This is a genomic window from Roseitranquillus sediminis (genome assembly GCF_016918935.1).
In the GTDB taxonomy this organism is placed as follows: domain Bacteria; phylum Pseudomonadota; class Alphaproteobacteria; order Rhodobacterales; family Rhodobacteraceae; genus Roseitranquillus; species Roseitranquillus sediminis.
In genome coordinates this window covers 219954-238963 of sequence record NZ_JAFFOB010000014.1, presented here as the reverse complement: position 1 = coordinate 238963, position 19010 = coordinate 219954, and the positions used below count along the sequence as shown (strand labels likewise).

Annotated in this window: 21 protein-coding genes; 15 read left to right on the top strand and 6 right to left on the bottom strand. The window is 70.1% G+C overall.

Annotated features, from left to right (window positions below):
* Positions 1–59: 59 nt before the first annotated feature.
* A complete protein-coding gene (locus JM664_RS07980; RefSeq protein ID WP_227419393.1) occupies positions 60–317 on the bottom strand; it encodes an accessory factor UbiK family protein in 258 nt (85 codons plus the stop codon).
* A 93-nt stretch (positions 318–410) separates the two neighbouring features.
* On the opposite strand from JM664_RS07980, the gene lgt reads away from it, so the two are divergent.
* Genes lgt through pgeF form a run of 3 tightly spaced genes read left to right on the top strand, consistent with a single transcriptional unit; the run spans position 411 to position 3123 of the window.
* A complete protein-coding gene (lgt, locus tag JM664_RS07975; protein ID WP_227419392.1) occupies positions 411–1310 on the top strand; it encodes a prolipoprotein diacylglyceryl transferase in 900 nt (299 codons plus the stop codon).
* Complete coding sequence (locus tag JM664_RS07970) at positions 1307–2371, top strand: class I SAM-dependent methyltransferase (protein WP_227419391.1); 1065 nt, start codon at positions 1307–1309, stop codon at positions 2369–2371. Before lgt ends, JM664_RS07970 begins: the two co-directional genes overlap by 4 nt.
* The gene (gene pgeF / locus JM664_RS07965) at positions 2368–3123 is read left to right on the top strand and encodes a peptidoglycan editing factor PgeF (protein WP_227419390.1); all 756 of its coding nucleotides are present in this window, start codon (positions 2368–2370) and stop codon (positions 3121–3123) included. Before JM664_RS07970 ends, pgeF begins: the two co-directional genes overlap by 4 nt.
* Here the strand turns inward: pgeF and JM664_RS07960 are convergent.
* Positions 3120–3620 (bottom strand): Lrp/AsnC family transcriptional regulator, encoded by a 501-nt coding sequence (locus JM664_RS07960; protein WP_227419389.1) that lies wholly within the window; start codon positions 3618–3620, stop codon positions 3120–3122. The two genes, pgeF and JM664_RS07960, sit on opposite strands and share 4 nt — an antisense overlap.
* A 174-nt stretch (positions 3621–3794) precedes the next feature.
* On the opposite strand from JM664_RS07960, the gene trxB reads away from it, so the two are divergent.
* Positions 3795–4790, top strand: a complete 996-nt coding sequence (trxB, locus tag JM664_RS07955) for a thioredoxin-disulfide reductase (protein ID WP_227419388.1) — start codon at positions 3795–3797, stop codon at positions 4788–4790.
* A gap of 278 nt (positions 4791–5068) precedes the next feature.
* Positions 5069–5443: a response regulator gene (locus JM664_RS07950; RefSeq protein WP_227419387.1), complete on the top strand. Its 375-nt coding sequence runs from the start codon at positions 5069–5071 to the stop codon at positions 5441–5443.
* Positions 5444–5464: 21 nt separating this feature from the next.
* Here the strand turns inward: JM664_RS07950 and JM664_RS07945 are convergent, their stop codons facing one another.
* A complete protein-coding gene (locus JM664_RS07945; protein ID WP_227419386.1) occupies positions 5465–5689 on the bottom strand; it encodes a DUF1150 family protein in 225 nt (74 codons plus the stop codon).
* A gap of 10 nt (positions 5690–5699) precedes the next feature.
* On the bottom strand, positions 5700–6119 hold the full coding sequence (locus JM664_RS07940) for an Hsp20 family protein (protein ID WP_227419385.1): 420 nt from the start codon (positions 6117–6119) through the stop codon (positions 5700–5702).
* 159 nt (positions 6120–6278) lie between these two features.
* Here JM664_RS07940 and JM664_RS07935 point away from each other — a divergent pair, with 159 nt between their 5' ends.
* From JM664_RS07935 to JM664_RS07920, 4 genes are read left to right on the top strand one after another with little or no spacing between them, the layout of a single operon-like run.
* Positions 6279–6494 carry a YdcH family protein gene (locus JM664_RS07935; RefSeq protein ID WP_227419384.1) on the top strand — a complete coding sequence of 72 codons (216 nt, stop codon included), beginning with the start codon at positions 6279–6281 and terminating at the stop codon, positions 6492–6494.
* Positions 6495–6540: 46 nt separating this feature from the next.
* Complete coding sequence (gene purE, locus JM664_RS07930) at positions 6541–7008, top strand: 5-(carboxyamino)imidazole ribonucleotide mutase (RefSeq protein ID WP_227419383.1); 468 nt, start codon at positions 6541–6543, stop codon at positions 7006–7008.
* Positions 7005–8063 carry a 5-(carboxyamino)imidazole ribonucleotide synthase gene (locus JM664_RS07925; protein ID WP_227419382.1) on the top strand — a complete coding sequence of 353 codons (1059 nt, stop codon included), beginning with the start codon at positions 7005–7007 and terminating at the stop codon, positions 8061–8063. Before purE ends, JM664_RS07925 begins: the two co-directional genes overlap by 4 nt.
* Positions 8060–8500, top strand: a complete 441-nt coding sequence (locus tag JM664_RS07920) for an NUDIX domain-containing protein (protein WP_227419381.1) — start codon at positions 8060–8062, stop codon at positions 8498–8500. Before JM664_RS07925 ends, JM664_RS07920 begins: the two co-directional genes overlap by 4 nt.
* Here the strand turns inward: JM664_RS07920 and JM664_RS07915 are convergent.
* Positions 8470–9369 (bottom strand): DMT family transporter, encoded by a 900-nt coding sequence (locus tag JM664_RS07915; RefSeq protein ID WP_227419380.1) that lies wholly within the window; start codon positions 9367–9369, stop codon positions 8470–8472. The genes JM664_RS07920 and JM664_RS07915 overlap by 31 nt on opposite strands.
* 130 nt (positions 9370–9499) lie before the next feature.
* Here JM664_RS07915 and JM664_RS07910 point away from each other — a divergent pair, with 130 nt between their 5' ends.
* Genes JM664_RS07910 through trpE form a run of 3 tightly spaced genes read left to right on the top strand, consistent with a single transcriptional unit; the run spans position 9500 to position 14080 of the window.
* On the top strand, positions 9500–10684 hold the full coding sequence (locus tag JM664_RS07910) for an aminotransferase (RefSeq protein ID WP_227419379.1): 1185 nt from the start codon (positions 9500–9502) through the stop codon (positions 10682–10684).
* Between the two features lie 31 nt (positions 10685–10715).
* Entirely contained in the window at positions 10716–12572 is a 1857-nt protein-coding gene (locus JM664_RS18855) for a peptidylprolyl isomerase (RefSeq protein ID WP_227419378.1), read from the top strand.
* Positions 12572–14080 (top strand): anthranilate synthase component I, encoded by a 1509-nt coding sequence (trpE, locus tag JM664_RS07900; RefSeq protein ID WP_227419377.1) that lies wholly within the window; start codon positions 12572–12574, stop codon positions 14078–14080. Before JM664_RS18855 ends, trpE begins: the two co-directional genes overlap by 1 nt.
* A 3-nt stretch (positions 14081–14083) precedes the next feature.
* Here trpE and JM664_RS07895 read toward each other — a convergent pair whose 3' ends face one another.
* Positions 14084–14797: a polysaccharide deacetylase family protein gene (locus JM664_RS07895; protein ID WP_227419376.1), complete on the bottom strand. Its 714-nt coding sequence runs from the start codon at positions 14795–14797 to the stop codon at positions 14084–14086.
* 1897 nt (positions 14798–16694) lie between these two features.
* On the opposite strand from JM664_RS07895, the gene JM664_RS07890 reads away from it, so the two are divergent.
* From JM664_RS07890 to JM664_RS07880, 3 genes are read left to right on the top strand one after another with little or no spacing between them, the layout of a single operon-like run.
* Positions 16695–17276 (top strand): anthranilate synthase component II, encoded by a 582-nt coding sequence (locus tag JM664_RS07890; protein ID WP_227419375.1) that lies wholly within the window; start codon positions 16695–16697, stop codon positions 17274–17276.
* Positions 17273–18289, top strand: a complete 1017-nt coding sequence (gene trpD, locus JM664_RS07885) for an anthranilate phosphoribosyltransferase (protein WP_227419374.1) — start codon at positions 17273–17275, stop codon at positions 18287–18289. Before JM664_RS07890 ends, trpD begins: the two co-directional genes overlap by 4 nt.
* Positions 18286–19002, top strand: a complete 717-nt coding sequence (locus JM664_RS07880; RefSeq protein WP_227419373.1) for a uracil-DNA glycosylase — start codon at positions 18286–18288, stop codon at positions 19000–19002. Before trpD ends, JM664_RS07880 begins: the two co-directional genes overlap by 4 nt.
* Positions 19003–19010 lie beyond the last annotated feature (8 nt).

The following is a 19010-nucleotide window of genomic DNA, read 5'->3' as shown; positions in this document are numbered from 1 at the left end:
TGACCAAAGCCGCAGCGTGTAAAGCGATAAAATCGTGACGGCCGCGGGCGCTGAAAGCGTCAGGATTGCCCGGCTTCGTCCTTGCGCTCGAGGGCGTCGAGCCGGGCCTTCAGGGCCGCGTTCTCCTCGCGGGCCTTCTGTGCCATCGTACGGACTGCGTCGAACTCCTCGCGGGTGACGAAGTCGCGGTCGGCGAGCCAGCGATCGATCATGCCCTTGAACGCCGTCTCGGCCTCGTCCCGGGCGCCCTGTGCCACACCCATCGCGTTGGTCATGAGCTGAGAGAAATCGTCGAAGATGCGATTGCGCGTCTGCATGTCGGGGCCTCCTGTTGACGTCTTGATATGGGCGCGGGCCTGGCGGGCACAAGGTCGGTTGACACTCGCGTGGCCGCCGGTCAACTCCGGCGCATGCCGCTGGCGTTGCCCTTCCCCGACATCTCGCCAGAGATCTTCACGATCTCGCTCTTTGGATTCGACTTCGCGCTGCGTTGGTACGCGCTGGCCTACATCGTCGGCATCGTCGTCGGCTGGCGGCTGGCGACTGCGGCGCTCAGGCGGTCTCGCCTCTGGCCTGCCGACACACCGCCGATGACGCCTGCGCAGCTCGAGGAACTGCTGACGTGGATCGTGCTCGGCATCCTGATCGGCGGACGGCTGGGCTTCGTTCTGATCTATCAGCCCGGGTACTATCTGACGCACCCGCTCGAGATTCCGGCGATCTGGCAGGGCGGCATGTCGTTTCACGGCGGGCTCGCCGGCGTGACCATCGGCGCGCTGATCTACGCCCGCCGCCATGGCCTGCCGCTCCTCTCCACCGCCGACGCATTGGCGCTCGGAACGCCGCCCGGCATCTTCTTCGGTCGGCTCGCGAACTTCATCAACGCCGAGCTCTGGGGCCGCCCGACGGAGCTGCCGTGGGGTGTCGTGTTTCCCGGCGCGGCGGCGCAGGACTGCCCCGCGGTCGCCGGCCTCTGCGCAAGGCACCCGAGCCAGCTCTACGAGGCGGCGCTCGAAGGACTGCTCCTCGGCGGCTTGCTGGTCTGGCTCGCCTGGCGGCGCGGCTGGCTCAGGCGCCCGGGCCGGATGGTAGGCCTCTTCATCGCCGGGTACGGCGCCGCGCGCTTCGTCGTCGAGTTCGTGCGCCAGCCCGACGCGCAGTTCGTCGGTCCCGGCAACCCCATGGGATACGCGCTGCAGGCCGGGCCGCTCGGCCTGACGATGGGCCAGATCCTGTCGCTGCCGATGATCGCGCTGGGGCTCTGGCTGATGCTGCGGGCACGGCACCAGAGACGGGTGCGCGAGGCGTGACCGAGCTCGGGCAGCTCATCGCAGCCCGCATCTCGCGCACGGGGCCCATCACAGTCGCCGACTTCATGGCCGACTGCCTCATGCACCCGACGCTCGGCTACTACACGACGCGTGACCCGTTCGGCGCGGCGGGGGACTTCGTCACCGCCCCCGAGATCAGTCAAATGTTCGGCGAGCTCCTCGGCCTCGCCCTCGCGCAGTGCTGGCTCGATGCCGGACGTCCGTCAGCCTTTGCGCTGGTCGAGCTGGGACCGGGGCGCGGGACGCTGATGGCGGACCTTCTCCGCGCAACTCTGGGCGTGCCTGGCTTCCACGAAGCCGCACGGCTGCACCTGATCGAAGGCTCGCCGGCCTTGCGCGAGAGGCAGGCGGAATGCTTGCGCGCCCACGGGCCCTGCTGGCACGCAAGCTTCGATGACGTGCCGGATCTGCCACTCTTCCTCGTGGCCAACGAGTTCTTCGACGCCCTGCCCATCCGCCAGTTCGTGCGCGACGAACGGGGATGGCGCGAGCGAATGGTCGCGATCGAAGGGTCGCAATTGACCTTCGCGCTCGGCCAACCTGCGGCCTTCGCCGCGCTGGACCATCGGCTCGCCGACACAGCCGAGAACGAGTTCGTCGAGACATGCGCACCGGCACAGGGCATCGCGGCGTCGATTGCCGGACGCATCGCTCGGCAGGGCGGTGCGGCGCTGCTCATCGACTACGGTGGCTGGCGGTCCCGCGGCGAAACGCTTCAGGCTCTCCGTGCGCATCGACCTGAGCCGCCACTCGCCTCGCCCGGAGAGGCCGATCTCACGGCGCACGTCGACTTCGAGGCCATCGCCGATGCCGCGCGAGTGGCAGGCGCCGCGACCACGCCGATGATGACGCAAGGCGTTCTCTTGGAGCGGCTCGGCATCACGCCGCGCGCGCAGGCACTGGCGCGCGGCCTGGGCGGCGAGGCGATGCGCCAGCATGTGGCCGCGCATCGCCGCTTGACCCACCCCGACGAAATGGGAAGCCTCGTGAAGGCCATGGCCATTCACAACGGCACTCCGCCGCCGGGATTCGAATTATGACGCTGGAGATCATCACGGATCCCGCGCTGTCCCCGTTCACCCACGGTTTCTTCACTCGCAAGGGCGGCGCCTCGTCCGGCGTCTTCTACGGGCTCAACTGTGGTCACGGCTCCACCGACCAGACCGAGATCGTGCGCATCAATCGTGCCCGTGCGGCCGCGGCCATGCAGGTGCCACCTCAGTCGCTCATCGGTGTCCACCAGGTGCATTCGGCAAAGGTGGTCACGGTGAACGGCGCGCCGGTCGCGCCGGTACGCGCAGACGCACTCGTCACGAGCACGCCGGGACTCGCTCTCACGGTACTCACTGCCGACTGCCAGCCGGTCCTGCTGGCCGAGGCCCGCGCGGGTGTCGTCGGCGCGGTCCATGCCGGCTGGCGCGGCGCGCTGGCCGGCGTGCTCGAGGCGACGGTCGAGGCAATGGAAGAGCTCGGCGCAAGCCGCGGCGGCATCTCGGCCGTGATCGGCCCGACGATCAGCCAGCGCTCCTACGAGGTCGGGCCGGAGCTCTTCGCGGAAGTCGTCGCGAACGACCCCTACCACGCCCGCTTCTTTGCGCAAGGGCGCGGGGACCGGATGCAGTTCGACCTGCCGCGCTACGGCCTCGCCCGCCTCCGCACGGCCGGCGTCGGCAAGGCCTCGTGGACCGGACATTGCACCTATTCGGACGAGACGCGCTTCTATTCCTACCGCCGGTCCGTCCACCGGCGCGAGGCGGACTACGGCCGCCTGATCTCGGCCATCCGCATCTAGGCGCTGCGCTCCAGCCGCTCCTCCAGCACGTCGAAAGGCACGCCCGGCTCCTCCTTGGCGCGGCGGATCACCAGGGACGTCTTGACGCTTGCAACGTTCGGAGCTGACGTCAGCTCGCGCGTCAGGAAGGTCTGGAAGGTCGAGAGGTCGGGTGCGACGCACTTCAGGATGAAGTCGACCTCGCCGTTCAGCATGTGGCACTCCCGCACGAGGGGCCAATTGCGGCAACGCTGCTCGAACGCCGCGAGGTCGGCCTCGCTCTGACGTGCAAGTCCCACCATGGCGAATACCTGCACCTCGAAGCCGAGCGAGCGGGCATTCACCCGCGCGTGATAGCCCTCGATGTAGCCGTCTTCCTCCAGCGTGCGGACCCTCCGCAGGCAGGGCGGCGCAGAGATGCCGACGCGACGCGCCAGCTCGACGTTCGTCATCCGCCCGTCGCCCTGCAATTCGGCCAGTATCTTGCGGTCGATGTGGTCCAGCTTGTGGCCCGGCATTGGCCTTCCTCCTCCTGCCCTCGCGAAAGTAGGCCGTGCGACGGGGCGGCGCAACAAAGTTGCAGTTTCCACGCCCTATGCACAATACAGCCTACCGATACCTGCTGCCGCGCAGCGCTTGCCCGCGCCGGAGCGCACTGCCATATCGGGCGCGGAAGCGAAAGGAGCGACGGCATGGGCGAGACGCGCCACGAGAAGGTTCTGATCATCGGCTCCGGCCCCGCGGGCTACACCGCCGCCGTCTATGCCGCGCGCGCCATGCTCGAGCCGGTGCTGATACAGGGCATCCAGCCGGGCGGGCAGCTGACCATCACGACCGACGTCGAGAACTGGCCCGGCGACACCAGCATCCTCGGCCCCGACCTGATGGCCAAAATGGAGGCGCACGCCCGCGAGGTCGGGACCGAGATCGTCTCCGACATCGTGACCTCCGTCGACCTCTCCGCCCGCCCGTTCACCGCCGTCACCGACGGGGGCGCCACCTGGAAGGCCGACGCGTTGATCCTCGCCACAGGCGCTCAGGCCAAATGGCTGGGGCTGCCGAGCGAGGAGAAGTACAAGGGCTTCGGCGTCTCGGCCTGCGCCACCTGCGACGGCTTCTTCTATCGGGGACAGGAGGTCGTGGTGGCGGGCGGCGGCAACACCGCGGTCGAGGAGGCGCTGTTCCTGACGAACTTCGCCAGCAAGGTCACGCTGATCCACCGCCGCGACAGCCTCAGGGCCGAGAAGATCCTGCAGGAGCGCCTGTTCCGGAACCCCAAGGTCGAGATCCTCTGGGACCACACCGTAGACGAAGTCGTCGGAAGCGAGGCGCCGCTCGGCGTGGAGGGCGTGCGGGCGAGGCACGTCGCGACCGGCGCGGTGACCGCGATCCCGTGCAAGGGCTTCTTCGTCGCGATTGGCCATGCACCAGCCTCGGAACTCGTTGCCGACCAGCTCGAGACGCATCATGGCGGTTATGTCGTCACCGCGCCCGACTCCGCCGCGACCAGCGTACCGGGCGTGTTCGCGGCCGGCGATCTTACCGACCACGTCTACCGGCAGGCCGTCACTTCGGCCGGAATGGGATGCATGGCGGCGCTCGAGGCAGAGCGGTTCTTGGCCGAGAACGACGAAGGCAAGAGCGTGAGCGAGCCGCTTGGCTGGGGCGCAGAGGTTCGTGCCGGCTGACGCACTGCGCGGGGTGCGACGCGACGTCCTGCCGCAGCCGCACCATTTCGCAGCATAGAGGGGAACCGGAGCGCCTGAAGCTCGTTCCGCCCCTGAACCTATGAGGGAGGTCGAAGGGGGAACGAGGCCCCGGAGGAGACTCCGGATGCTTCAATCAGGCGTACACTGCTGCACGAGATGGCGGGGCGCCAGGCAGGTAGCCCGGCCCGTTCGGGCGAGCAGGAGAAGAGCCAATGTCCCTGATGTTCGACATGAGCAGTCTTCGCGGGAAGAAGATCATGATCGTCGAGGACGAAGCCATACTGGCTCTCGATCTGGCGATGACGGTCGAAGCTGCTGGCGCGATCGTCGCTGGTCCCCTCCACCGGCTGGACATCGCGATGCGGGCCGAGGCCTTGCACGAGCTCGACGCCGCCATTCTCGACGTGGACATTCAGGGGGCGGAGGTCTTTCCTTTCGCGGACCGCTTGAACGAAGCCGGCGTCCCCATCGTGTTCCACACGGGGCGCACCGACGTCCAACGGTTTGCCGAGACCTATCACGCCACGATCTGCCGAAAGCCCTGCGTCTCCGACCGTCTGATCGACGTGCTGGAGTCTGTGGTTCAGCGCGATACCGAGCAGGAATTCGAGCAGCGCGCCGCCGCGTCCTAGGACGGCGCGCCGACGTTCACCTCAATGGACGCTCACCGGGGAAAGGTCGTGCTGACGTGCCAGCACGAATGCCAGCCGACGGTCCCTGACCAGCGCCAGACGCTCTCCCAGCGCGTTGTGGACAGCGTAGACGTGTTCCATTCCGGCAGCTTGGCCCCTCACCTCGTCAGGCAGTTCCTCAATTGCGACCGGACGGACGTAGACCATATTCTCCGGCAGCGCGACATCGTTCGTTTGCGTATTCATTGCTCCTGCCTCACTCCTGCGACTTGCGGATCTTGATGTTGCGCACCACCGGCTCCGGCACCGACCGCATAAGATCCACGTGCAGCAGGCCGTGCTCGATGCTTGCTCCAGAGACCTCCACCCCGTCCGCCAGCACGAAAGTGCGCTGGAACTGGCGCGCAGCGATGCCGCGGTGGAGATAGGCGCGCTGGCCGGGCTCATCGGAGGTCCGGCCGCGGATCACGAGCTGATTGTCCTCTACCGTGATTGAGAGGTCGTCCGCGCCAAACCCCGCGACCGCCAGCGTCACACGATAGGCTGTCTCTCCGGTCTGCTCGATGTTGTAGGGGGGATAGCCGTTCTGATCCGTCTTTGCGGTCCGTTCGACCAGCCTTTCGAGCTGCTCGAAGCCGAGCAGGAACGGGTGGGAACCCAAGGCAAGTTTAGACATCTACACGTCCTTTGCGACAAGCGACAGTGCGGTGGCCCCATGTTCGGCGGCCTCGCTGAATGATATGGTGCCCGAAGCCGCCTCCTGCAAGCTGCACAGGGTAGGCACGACCGCGCCCGGCCACTAGATGTGGCGCACCGGGCAGACCGAGGGCCGTCGATGGATCAACCGCAGACAATGCAGCACGAGGCGGTCCTGCGCGCGCGCCTCGAGGTTCTCAAGCGCGAGCATCGCGATCTCGACGACGCCATCGCCGCGCTGGAGGCCAAGCACGGCGACCAGTTGTCGCTGCGCCGGCTCAAGAAGCGCAAGCTGGCGCTCAAGGACCAGATATGCGCGATCGAGGACGAACTCTTCCCCGACATCATTGCGTGACCTCGCCACGCGTCCTAGAAGCGCGCCATCCGCATGGGGGGCTGCGATGGACGTCGGCATCGTGATGGGAAGCCAGTCGGACTGGCCGATCCTGCGGGACGCGGCCGACGTCTTGGACGAGCTCGGCGTGGCGCACGAGGTCCGCATCGTCTCCGCCCACCGTACGCCCGACCGTCTGTGGGACTACGGCTCCCGCGCGCGCGAACGCGGCATCAAGGTCATCATCGCCGGCGCCGGCGGCGCCGCACACCTGCCTGGGATGCTGGCCTCCAAGACCCTGCTGCCGGTCGTGGGCGTCCCGGTTCCGACGCGGCACCTTGGCGGACTCGACAGCCTGTACTCGATCGTCCAGATGCCGCGCGGCTGTCCCGTCGCCACGATGGCGATCGGCGGCGCGGCCAATGCCGGCCTTATGGCGGCGCAGATCGTGGCGCTCTCCGATCCGGAGCTGGGCGAGCGGCTGGCACAGTGGCGGCAGGCCCAGAGCGACGGCGTGCCGGAGGCGCCGGAGTGACCGCCGTACCGCTCGATCCCGGAGCAGTCATCGGCATCCTCGGCGGAGGCCAACTGGGGCGGATGCTGTCGATGGCGGCCGCGCGCCTCGGCTTCCGCTGCCACATCTACGATCCGGATCTCGCGGCACCCGCAGCGCAAGTGGCGCAGTCCGCCACCCACGCCGGGTGGGAGGATGCGGCGGCGCTCGAGAGCTTCTCGGCGGCCTGCGACGTCGTCACCTACGAATTCGAGAACATTCCCCTCGTCACCCTCGACGCGCTGCGTGCGCCGGTGCATCCGGGCCGTCGCGCGCTCGAGGTCAGCCAGGACCGGCTGACGGAAAAGCATTTTCTCGCAGACCTCGGCCTGCGCGTCGCGCCGTTCGAGCAAGTGGACGACGCCGCCGGGCTGACGCAGGCCACGGCAAAGCTCGGCGACGGCATCCTCAAGACCCGGCGCTTCGGCTATGACGGCAAGGGCCAGGTCCGCCTGCCCTGTCCCGACCCGCTGGACGCGATCGGAAATGCACCGGCCATCGTCGAGGCGCTGGTTCCTTTCGAGCGCGAGATCTCGGTCATCGTCGCACGGGCGCAGGATGGCCAGACGGTGTCCTACGACCCCGGCGAGAACCTGCACGAAAACGGCATCCTGCGCCGCACAACCATACCCGCCTCCGTCGCCGCTTCCGTCGCCGCGGAGGCGCGCGAGGCCGCCACGCGGATCGCGGCCGCACTTGACTACGTCGGCGTGCTTGGAGTGGAACTCTTCGTGGCGCCGGAAGGCATCGTCGTCAACGAGATCGCACCGCGGGTACACAATTCGGGCCACTGGACGATGAACGGCTGCGCCGTCGATCAGTTCGAGCAGCACATCCGCGCCATCGCCGGCTGGCCTCTCGGTGACGGCGCGCGCCATGCCGACGTCACGATGGAGAACCTGATTGGCGAGGAGGTTGCGGGCGTCCTGCGTCTGGCCGCCGCGCCGGGCCATGCGCTGCATCTCTACGGGAAGGCCCAGGTGCGGTCGGGGCGGAAGATGGGCCACATCAACCGCGTCTCTCCCCTCGCCCGATGATCCGGCTCGCGGTCCGGGCGCTGATCCTGAACGAGGGGCGGCTCCTCGTCGTCAATGCCTATCCGGGTAGCGAGAGCGACCTCTGGTGCGCGCCGGGCGGCGGCGCGGACCCGCACGCCTCGCTGCCGGAGAACCTCGTCCGCGAGATCCACGAGGAGACAGGGCTGAAGGTCGAGGTCGGCGACCCGGCGCTCGTCAATGAATTCCACGATCCCGTGCGCGGTTTCCACCAAGTCGACGTCTACTTCCGCTGTCGCCTCGTCGCGGGCACGCTGGACGATGGCTGGCGCGACCCCGAGGGCATCGTCGACCGGCGCCGCTTCGTGACGCGAGAGGAGCTCGCCGGCCTGCGCCACAAGCCCGACAGCCTGGCCGAGGCCGCATTCGCGCCGCACGGCGGCCTTTTCTACGACGCGCTCGAATTGCTCGTCCGCTGACGCCCGCCCAGCGACACCGTTCCAATCGTGACGCCCGCGGCAATGAGCGCGGCGGCCACCGCCAAGCGCGGTGTCACCGCCTCGCCCAGCAGGACCGCGCCGCCCAACGCGGCGATCAGCGGCACCGACAGCTGCGCCAGCGCCGCCGTCGTCCGGGGCAGCGACGGCAGCACCCGGTACCAGAGTGCGTAGCCGAGGCCGGAGGTCACGGCGCCCGAAACCATGGCGAGCACTGCACCACGCGGCGTAACTCCGCCCAAACCGCCGCCCAGAGCTGCAATGACCAGCGCCAGGGCGAGCAGCGGCGTGGACAGCACGAAATTCGCCGCCGTCGCCCCCAGTGGATCGCGCGCCGTCCGTCCAATCAGCGAGTAGATGCCCCACCCCAGCGCTGCCGCCGCCATCGACAGCGCGGCCCATGCCTCGTTCGCCGGCAGGTCAACGCGCCCGACCAGCACGACGAGCCCGGCCAGCGCCACTAAGGTCCCGACCCAGCGCCGCGCCGGCACCGCTTCCGCCGACAACACTGCCGCCGCGAACATCGTCACCTGCACCCCGCCGAAGAGGATCAGCGCCCCGGTCCCCGTGTCGAGCGCCAGGTAGGCCAGCGAGAAGCCCAGCATGTAGAGCGTCAGCGCGCCCGCCGCCGTGGGACGTGCCGCGCGCAGCCAGCCGACACCCCCGCGACCCGCCAGCACCGCCAGCATCAGCGCCCCCGCCGCCACGCGGATCGCGGCGAACCAGATCGGGTCGATCGCCTCGTCCGCCAGCGCGAGGCGGTTCAGCACAGAGTTCGCCGCGAAGGCGATCATCGTGAGGCAGGTCAGCAGAACGAGCCGCATCGCACTCTCGCCGCGCCGCGTCTCCATGCTCTCTGCTCCCTCGTCGCCCACCGCAGCACTAGTCCCCTGCGCGAGACAGCGCCAGCAGCGACAGCTTTCGTCCGCTGGTGGTCGCCGCTAGGGTCCGTCCACGCCGCAAAGAAGGATACCGCGATCCATGCACATGCCGCCCACTGCCTCGACCTTCGCGCCGCCGGTGATGGAGGCACGGCGGTGGCTGGAGGGGGTGGCGTTTCCCCGCGACCAGCCTCTCATCAACGTGAGCCAGGCCGCGCCCGTCGATCCACCGCCCGAGCCGCTGCTGCGCGCAATGGCCGATACCGTGTTGCACGACCCGACGGCGCATCTCTACGGACCCGTGCTCGGCCTGCCAGCGCTGCGCGAGGAGTTGGCGGCGCAATGGACCCGCGCCTATGGCGGCACGATCATGCCTGAGCACGTGGCGATTACGCAGGGCTGCAACCAGGCCTTCTGCGCCGCGATCTCGGCCACCGCCGGGCCGGGCGACGAGGTGATCCTGCCGACGCCCTGGTACTTCAATCACAAGATGTGGCTGGACATGGCCGGCGTCCGCGCCGTTCCGCTCGCCACCGCAGACGACCTGCTGCCCAACCCGGACCGGACCGCGGACCTCGTGACCGGGCGCACGCGTGCCATCGTTCTCGTTACCCCAAACAACCCGGGTGGCGTCGAGTATCCGGCCGAGACACTGGCGGCATTTCGCGACCTCGCGCGCTCACGCGGGCTGAAGCTGATCCTGGACGAGACCTACCGCGACTTTCACGGTGGTGGGGGTGCGCCGCACGCGCTTTTCCAGGATGCCGGCTGGCAGGAGGTGCTCATCCACCTCTACTCCTTCTCCAAGTCCTATCGCCTCACCGGCCACCGCGTTGGCGCCCTCGTTGCCGGACGGAGCATGCTGGCCGAGGTCGAAAAGTTCCTCGACACGGTCGGCATCTGTGCCCCGCAGGTCGGCCAGCGCGCCGCGCTCTGGGGGATGCGGCACCTCGGCGACTGGCTCTCCGAGCAGAGGCGCGAGATCCTCGAGCGCCGAGCCGCCGTCGCGGAGGGCATCGCGCGCCTGCCCGGCTGGCGCCTGCTCGGTTGCGGCGCGTACTTCGCCTATGTCGAGCATCCATCCGGACTGCCCTCCGACCAGCTCGCGCCCGACCTGGTGCGGCGCGCGGGCGTCCTGCTCCTCCCCGGCACCATGTTCATGCCGTCAGGGGACGAGCGGGCGCGGCGGCAGCTTCGGATCGCCTTCGCCAACATCGACGCCGACGGAATCGACGCGCTGATCCGGCGCCTTGCGGCTCTGGACCTCACGCGCGCCCTGACGTAGGACAGCGCGCAGCCAAGCAAGGGGGGCGCGCGTGGCGGTCAAGGGGGCGAAGGGCAAGTCGGGTCGGATCGTGGTCTGGGCGATCCTCGCGCTGCTGATCGTGGGACTCGCGGGTTTCGGCGCAACCAACTTCGGCGGCGGCGTCCGCTCGGTCGGGCGCGTCGGCGACGTTGAGATCACGACCGACGAATACGCCCGCGCCCTGCAGAACGAACTCCGGCAGCTCCAGCAGATGACCGGCCAGTCGCTGACCATGGCAGAGGCGCGGGAGTACGGCATCGACCGGTCCGTCCTGCAGCAGCTGGTGGCGCAGGCGGCGCTGACGAACGAGGCGGAGCGGATCGGGCTCTCGGTCGGCGACGAGCAGGTGCGGCGCGAGATACTGACGATACAGGCGTTCCAGGGCATCGACGGCAGCTTCGATCGCGAGGCCTACGAGTTCGTCCTCCAGCAGAACGGCCTGAGCCCCGGCGAATTCGAGAGCGAGATCAGGCGCGACACGGCGCGGCGCCTGCTCCAGGCCGCCGTCTCGGGTGGTGTGGAGGTGCCTGCTGCCTACGCCGACACGCTCTTCGCCCATGCCGGCGAGACGCGGGACATAACTTGGATCGGCCTCGGCCCCGATGACCTGCAGGAGGAGATAGCGGACCCAGCCGATGACGAGCTGCGCGCCTTTCACGAGGCGAACCCCGAGGCATTCACCCGCCCCGAGACCCGGGTTATCACCTTCGCCTGGCTGACGCCCGACATGCTGCTCGACGAGATTGAGACCGTGGACGAGGCTTTGCGGCAGCTTTACGAGGACCAGTCGGCCCTCTACCGCCAGCCGGAGCGGCGGCTGGTCGAGCGGCTGGTCTTCGGCTCGGAGGAAGCGGCGCGGGAAGCGGCCGATGCGATTGCCGCCGGCGAGACCACCTTCGACGCCCTCGTCGTCGAGCGCGATCTGGAGCCGGAGGATATCGACCTTGGCGAGGTTGCGCGGGACGATCTTGGCGACGCAGCCGAGGCAGTCTTCGCGCTCGAGCAGCCGGGCATTGCCGGCCCCGCGCCGAGCAACCTCGGCCCCGCCCTCTACAGGGTGAACGGCATCCTGCCGCCGCAGGAGACGAGTTTCGAGGACGTCCGCGAGGAACTGCAGGCCGAAGTCGCCGCCGACACGGCCCGCCGCCGAATCGACGACATGTTGACCGAAGTCGAGGACTTGCTGGCCGGCGGTGCGACGCTTGAGGAGCTGGCGGACGAGACGCCGATGGAGCTGGGCCAGATCGAGCTTGGGCCCGAGACGGAAGGCGGCATCGCCGCCTATGACGCGTTCCGGCAGGCCGCCGCCGCGGTCGAGGTGGGCGACTTCCCCGAGGTCATGGAACTCGGCGAGAACGGCGGCCTCTTCGCGCTGCGACTCGACGAGGTCCAGCCGCCGCGCCTGCGTCCGTTCGAGGAAGTGCGGGACGAAGTCGCGCAAGCCTGGCGCACCGAGCACGTGCGCGAGCGCCTTCTGGAGCGAGGCGAGGAAGTCGCCGCGGAACTCCGGTCCGGCGCGACCGTAAACGAGTTGGGCCTCGAGGCTGGCAGCGTCGAGGGTCTCCGCCGTGGCGGCTTCGTCGAGGAGTTGCCGGAGGATGCGGTCGAGACGGCCTTCGCGCTTTCGGACGGAGGCGCCGAGGCGGTATCGGACGGCGCCCGCGTGGCGGTTATCAAGGTCGATGCCGTGGAGCCAGCCGATCTTACTGGCGCAGAGGCGCAGAGCTTCCGCCAGTCGGCCGAGCAGCAGATTTCGCAGGCGCTGGCGAACGACATCCTGAGCGCCTTCGTGCGAGCCGCCGAGACGGACGCCGGCATCTCGCTCGATCAGTCCGCCATCAACGCGGTCCAGTCGCAGTTTCCCTGATGGCGCTGACGCCCGCTTTCGACACGTTCGCCGAGGCGTATGACGACGGCCGCAACCAGGTCGTATTCACCCGCCTTGCGGCCGATCTCGACACCCCGGTCTCGCTGATGCTCAAGCTCGCCGGCCAACGCGCGAACTCGTTCCTGCTCGAGTCGGTGACGGGGGGCGAGGTACGTGGCCGCTACTCCATCATCGGCCTCAAGCCCGACCTGATCTGGCAGTGCCGCGGCCGGACCTCGCGTGTAAACCGGCAGGCACGTTTCGACGACGCTGCGTGGGAGGACTTGCCGGGCGATCCGCTCGACGGCCTGCGCGCCCTCATCGCCGAGAGCCGGATCGACCTGCCGGACGGGCTGCCCGCAGCCGCCGCCGGCCTCTTCGGCTATCTCGGCTATGACATGGTGCGGCTGGTTGAGCGCCTGCCCGAACCCAACCCGGACCCGCTCGGAATGCCGGATGCCGTCATGCTGCGGCCATCCATCGTGGCCGTGCTCGACGGCGTGAAGGGCGAGGTCACCGTCGTCTCTCCCGCCTGGACCGACTCCGGCCTGTCCGCGCGCGCCGCCTACGCGCAGGCGGCAGAGCGGGTGATGGACGCCGTGCGCGACCTTGAGCGCGCCACGCCGTCCGACAGCCGCGACCTCGGCGACGCCGCGACGCCGCCCGAACCGGTCTCGAACTTTACCCACGACGATTATCTCGATGCCGTGCGCAAGGCGAAGGAGTACATCGCCGCCGGCGACATCTTCCAAGTGGTGCCGTCGCAGCGTTGGCGACAGCCGTTCGAGCTGCCGCCGTTCGCGCTCTACCGCTCGCTGAGGCGCACGAACCCGTCGCCCTTCATGTTCCACTTCGACTTCGGCGATGCGCAGGTCATCGGCGCCAGCCCCGAGATCCTGGTCCGCGTCTTTGGCGGCGAGGTCACGATCCGCCCGATCGCCGGCACCCGCCCGCGTGGTGCGACGCCGGAGGAGGACCGCGCTCTCGAGGTCGAGCTGCTGGGCGACGAGAAGGAGCGGGCCGAGCACCTGATGCTGCTCGACCTCGGGCGCAACGACGTCGGACGGGTGGCGCAGATCGGCACGGTGCGGCCGACGGAGCGCTTCGTGATCGAGCGCTACAGCCACGTCATGCACATCGTCTCGAACGTGGTGGGCGAGCTCGCGCCCGAGCACGACGCGCTCTCGGCGCTGCTTGCCGGTCTGCCTGCCGGAACCGTCAGCGGCGCGCCGAAGGTCCGTGCGATGGAGATCATCGACGAGCTCGAGCCCGAAAAGCGCGGTGTCTACGGCGGCGGCGTCGGCTACTTTTCGTCGGGCGGCGACATGGACATGTGCATCGCGCTCCGCACCGCGGTCGTGAAGGACCGTCAGCTCTACATCCAGGCCGGCGGCGGCGTGGTGCACGACAGTGACCCCGAGGCGGAGTGGCAGGAGACGGTGAACAAGTCCCGCGCCATCCGCAAGGCGGCGGCCGAGGCCGGCCTCTTCACCCGCTCGGGCAACTGAGGCTCAGGACTCGCCCAGCCGGCGCAGCAGGCTCGACACCGGCGCCAGACCCACACCGCGGCCGCGCCAGTCGCGCATTACGGACAGCGCCTCCTCGTCGGCCTCGATCGCCATCAGCACGCCCCCGTCGCGCCGCGCCACCAGCGCCGCGCGGTCCAGCGCCTGCCGCAAGTCGTCGGCCCCTGCCTCGGCGCTGACGACCCGGTCGATCTGCATCGCCGGCACCGGCAGCAGCGATGACAGGGGCGCCACCCTCGGACCCGACAGTACCAGCCCGTGACCCGACTCGGTCAGCGCGGACGCCAGCCGGCGCAAATCGTCACCCGCGACCGCATCCGTCGCCAGCACCGCCGCGGCCGGCACGCTCTCCAGATCCGCTGACAGGGCGCTGCGGATGGGAAAGGCAGTCTCACCGGCGGTGTCGCGTGGAACCAGAACCAGCTCGTGGCCCGCCGCGCGCCACGCCTCCGCCTGCGCCGCGTCCACGTCCGCCTCGACGGCGATGCTAAGTCCCGCGGGAAGATCCGCGACCGCATCACCATCCGCCACGAGCAGCACGCCGATGAGCGGTCCCGGCGCCGGCTGCGCGACGGCCGCGTTCGTCACCAGAGCGGCCTCCTGATCGAGTGCCTGTCGGTACGCGAGCGGTGGGACGTCGTTGGCCGCAACGGGCGACGCCGCGCCACGACGGACGCGCGGCAGCTCGCGAAAACCCATCGTCGCCGGCATTGCCTCGGAGGAAGGCGCGGCTGGCACGAGCGCAGGTGAACGCTCCGGCAAGGCGTCCGGCTGCGTCGGCGTCGGTGCGGCCGCTTCCTCGCCTGCAGGCGCTTGCGCTCTCCAGCCCATTTCGGCCGGCGGAGGCGGCTGCACGGGGGGTGACGCGTCATCCGGCGGCGACGACGCCGCGGGACTGGCCGCGGCAGGCGGCCCGGCGACGGGAGAGACGGGCGGCAGGTCGAGCCGCTCCGGCACCCGCGCGCGTGTCGTTTCGGTGCCCGGCCGTGCCTCTCGCGCCGGAGCTGTGTCAGTCAGCGCGGCGCCCCGCAGCCCCGCAGGCGCATCGGGACCGGCCTCGTCGGGAGCGGCAGATCCGGCAAGCGGCGCGGGAGGCCCCTCGCGCCGTGCGACCTGAGGCGAGCTCACGGCCGGAGCGGCATCCTCCGTCGGAGGTGCCAGACGCGATCGCCGCGCCGCGCCGAGATCCGGCACTTCGACAGGAATTCCGGCGACGGCCGGCGCCGCGTTGTCCGCCGCGGGCTGGCCGGCGGGCGACGGCGACGTGATCACGGGCGCCTTCGGCTCCAGTGCGGCGGTGCGGCTCAAAGCGTCCGGGGCCGGCTCCTGTGGATGCGGGACAGGAAGCGCGGGCGGCTCCTCCGGCGGCGCCGCAGGGTCCGGCGTCAGGTCAGGCGCATCGGGCGCCGCGACGAGGAATGGCCACGCGGACGCGTCGGTCCTGTCGGGCGCGGGCGCCCGGACTTCGGGAGTATCTTCCGGTGACGGTGCTCGAGAATCGAGATGCGTCGAGACTGGGGGCCGGTCTTGCAGCCGCTCCGCGCGAAGATCGCCGTCCGCTGAACCTGGTGCAGACAGCAAGGCAGTCGCCGCACCGCCAGGCGGCAACGCCGGTGGGGCAGTTGGCGGCGGCGTGGCGGAGGCGGCCGGAGCGGGCGGCGCCAGAGCGGTGACCTGTTCGGTTCCGACCGGCCCCAGTTCCTCCGGCGGTGCCGGCGCATCGTGGCGCGTTGGAGGTACCGCGACCGCCATGGCGGCAGGCGGAGCGGTCGGCGTGGTTGCGCGTGGTCCTGCGGCCGCGTCGACCGCGGGCGCGGCGAGCGGATCCGGCTCCGCCGCTGCGGGCGCGTCCGGCACCGCGGCAGGTGTCGGCCGGGCGGCGTCGAGCGGTGGATTCGGCGGTACGTCGGCTGGGGCCGCGCCGGCTGGTGGCAGAGGCGTCTCGGCAGGCGGCACAGGGCCTGACGGGTCATCGGGCGCGGGCGCCTCGTCCACGCCGGGTTCCGGATCAAGCCGCGAGGGCGACGCCGCAGGCACGCCTTCCACGTCCTCGCTTCGGCGCTGCGGCCCCGCATCGCCGCCGGGCTCCGCGAGCGGCCGGATCGGCCGGGGCACGGCCGGTGGGTCCGCTGCCGTCGCGGAGCCCGCGTCGGATCCTGCCCCCGGCGTCTCGGGACCGCGCGACAGTGGAACGGGATCCGGCTGGGCGGGCGGCGGCGCGGCGGCTTCGCTCGCTGCGGCTGGCGCATCGACCGCTTCGGACGCTGCCGGTGCGGCGGGCCTCGGCGCCCTTGGCCGCGCCTCCTCTGCGGCCGGAAGCGCAACCTGCCGATCCACCCGGTCTCGGTGAAACCCGCTGCCTGCCGGAACCTCCGGCGCGCCCAGAGACGGGCCGACCAACTGCCGGTAGTCGGCCACCTGGGACAGAGTGAGGAGCGCGACGGTGCCCGCCGCCAGTCCCCAAGCCAGCCCGGAGATGAGACCTCGCGCCACGCCTGCCCCTTGCCTCGGCCGCGCACCCTTGACCCCGGGCGCGGCTCTACCCCATCAATAGCCCGCTGCGCCCGGAGGCGCACCCCCAAACGGACCCGCTGCCTTGCTCCTGCTCATCGACAATTACGACAGCTTCACCTGGAACCTCGTGCACTATGTGGGCGAACTGGGCGTGGAGGTGGTCGTGCGGCGCAACGATGCGCTGGATGCGGCCGAGGCGCTCGCGATGCGGCCTCAGGCGATCCTGCTGTCGCCCGGCCCGTGCGACCCGGACCGCGCCGGCGTCTGCGTGCCGCTGGTGCGGGCGGCGGCCGAGGCGCGGGTCCCGCTTCTCGGCGTCTGCCTCGGCCATCAAGCGATAGGGCAGGCGTTCGGAGGCAAGGTCGTCCGTGCCGGTGAGATCGTTCACGGCAAGGTGGCGCAGGTCAGGCACGATGCGAGCGGCCCGTTCGACGGCCTGCCATCGCCCTTCGCCGCTACGCGCTATCATTCGCTGACGGTAGAGCGCGAGACGCTGCCGCCGGATCTGCGCGTCACGGCTTGGGTCGATGACGGCACGATCATGGGCCTCAGCCACGCCACGCTCCCGATCCACGGGGTGCAGTTCCACCCCGAGAGCATCGCGTCCGAACATGGACACCGCCTGCTCCGCAACTTCCTGAGCCTGGCGCCGGTCCCCGCATGAGCGACGCGCTGAAGCCCCTGATCGCCGCCGCCGTCGAGCGCCCGCTGAGCCGCGAGGAGGCGGAGCGAGCGTTCACCATCCTCTTCGAGGGTGATGCGACGCCGAGCCAGATCGGCGGTCTCCTGATGACGCTCCGCACCCGCGGCGAGACGGTTGAGGAGTACGCCGCCGCGGCGGCCGTGATGCGCTCCAAGTGCCGCCGGGTGCGCGCGCCGAGGGACGCCATCGACATCGTCGGCACCGGCGGTGACGGCAAGGGCACGCTCAACATCTCGACCGCGGCGGCTTTCGTGGTGGCGGGCGCCGGCGTGCCGGTGGCCAAGCATGGCAACCGGAACCTGTCGTCCAAATCCGGCGCGGCGGACGCGCTCTCCCAGATGGGCGTGAAGGTCATGGTCGGTCCGGATGTGGTCGAGCGTGCGCTCGACGAGGTAGGCATCGGCTTCATGATGGCGCCGATGCATCACCCTGCCATTGCACACGTGGCGCCTGCGCGGTCCGAGCTCGGGACGCGGACGATCTTCAACATCCTCGGGCCGCTGACCAATCCGGCGGGCGTGCGGCGGCAGCTCACCGGCGCCTTCTCCGCCACGCTGATCCGTCCGATGGCCGAGACGCTGGCCCGCCTGGGGAGCGAGCGGGCCTGGATCGTGCACGGATCGGATGGCACGGACGAGCTCTCGATCGCCGGCACCACGGCGGTGGCGGCGCTGGACGATGGCGCGGTGACCGAGCACGAGATGCACCCCGAGGATGCCGGGCTACCGGTCCACCCGTTCGAGGCCGTGCTCGGCGGCACACCTGAGGAGAACGGTCGCGCCTTCCGCGCACTGCTCGCGGGCGAGTCGTCAGCCTACCGCGACGCGGTCCTCCTGAACTCTGCGGCGGCGCTGACGATTGCGGACCGCGCCGAGAGCTTGGCGCAGGGCGTGGAGATTGCGCGGGAGAGCATCGACAGCGGCCGCGCCCGCCACAAGGTCGAGGGGTTGGCCCGCATCACGTCCGCGTCATGAGCCGGGCCGCGCCACTCGTGCCTCATGACGTCTGCTTTCCAAGGCCGCCCACCTGCTGGGCGCACCTGCCCTTCTTCGCCACAACCTGGCCCGGCGTGAGGCGCGCGCTCGCGGACGAGACGCGGTCCGTCTTGCCGCCTCCGCATCGGTTATTCGCGGCGCTGGAGGCCTGTCCGCCCGACGCGGTGCGAGCGGTGATCCTTGGCCAGGATCCCTACCCGACGCCCGGCCATGCCGACGGTCTCGCCTTCTCGGTGCAGCCCCGCACGCCCCTGCCCCGTTCGCTGGCCAACGTCTTCGCCGAGCTCGAGGCCGACCAGGGGTGCCGTCTGCCGGACGGCGACCTGTCGGGCTGGGCGCGGCAGGGGGTTTTGCTGCTCAACACCTGCCTCACGGTGCCTGCGGGTGCGGCGAACGGGCATCGGCGGCTCGGCTGGCAACGCCTCGCGGCCGAGGTCATCGGGCATGTCTCGCTCCGGCCGACAGCCTTCGTCCTCTGGGGCCGGCCGGCGCAGGCGATGGCGCGGCACATTGACCCGGGCGACCACCTCGTCATCGAATCGCCACACCCGTCGCCGCTGTCCGCGCGCACCGGGTTCTTCGGCTCGCGCCCTTTCGGCCAGGTCAACGACTGGCTCGTCGCGCGTGGCGAGACACCGATCGACTGGTGCCGGGGCGCGCCGATGCTTCCCTTCGGCGAGGCGGCGCGATAGGTCCGTGG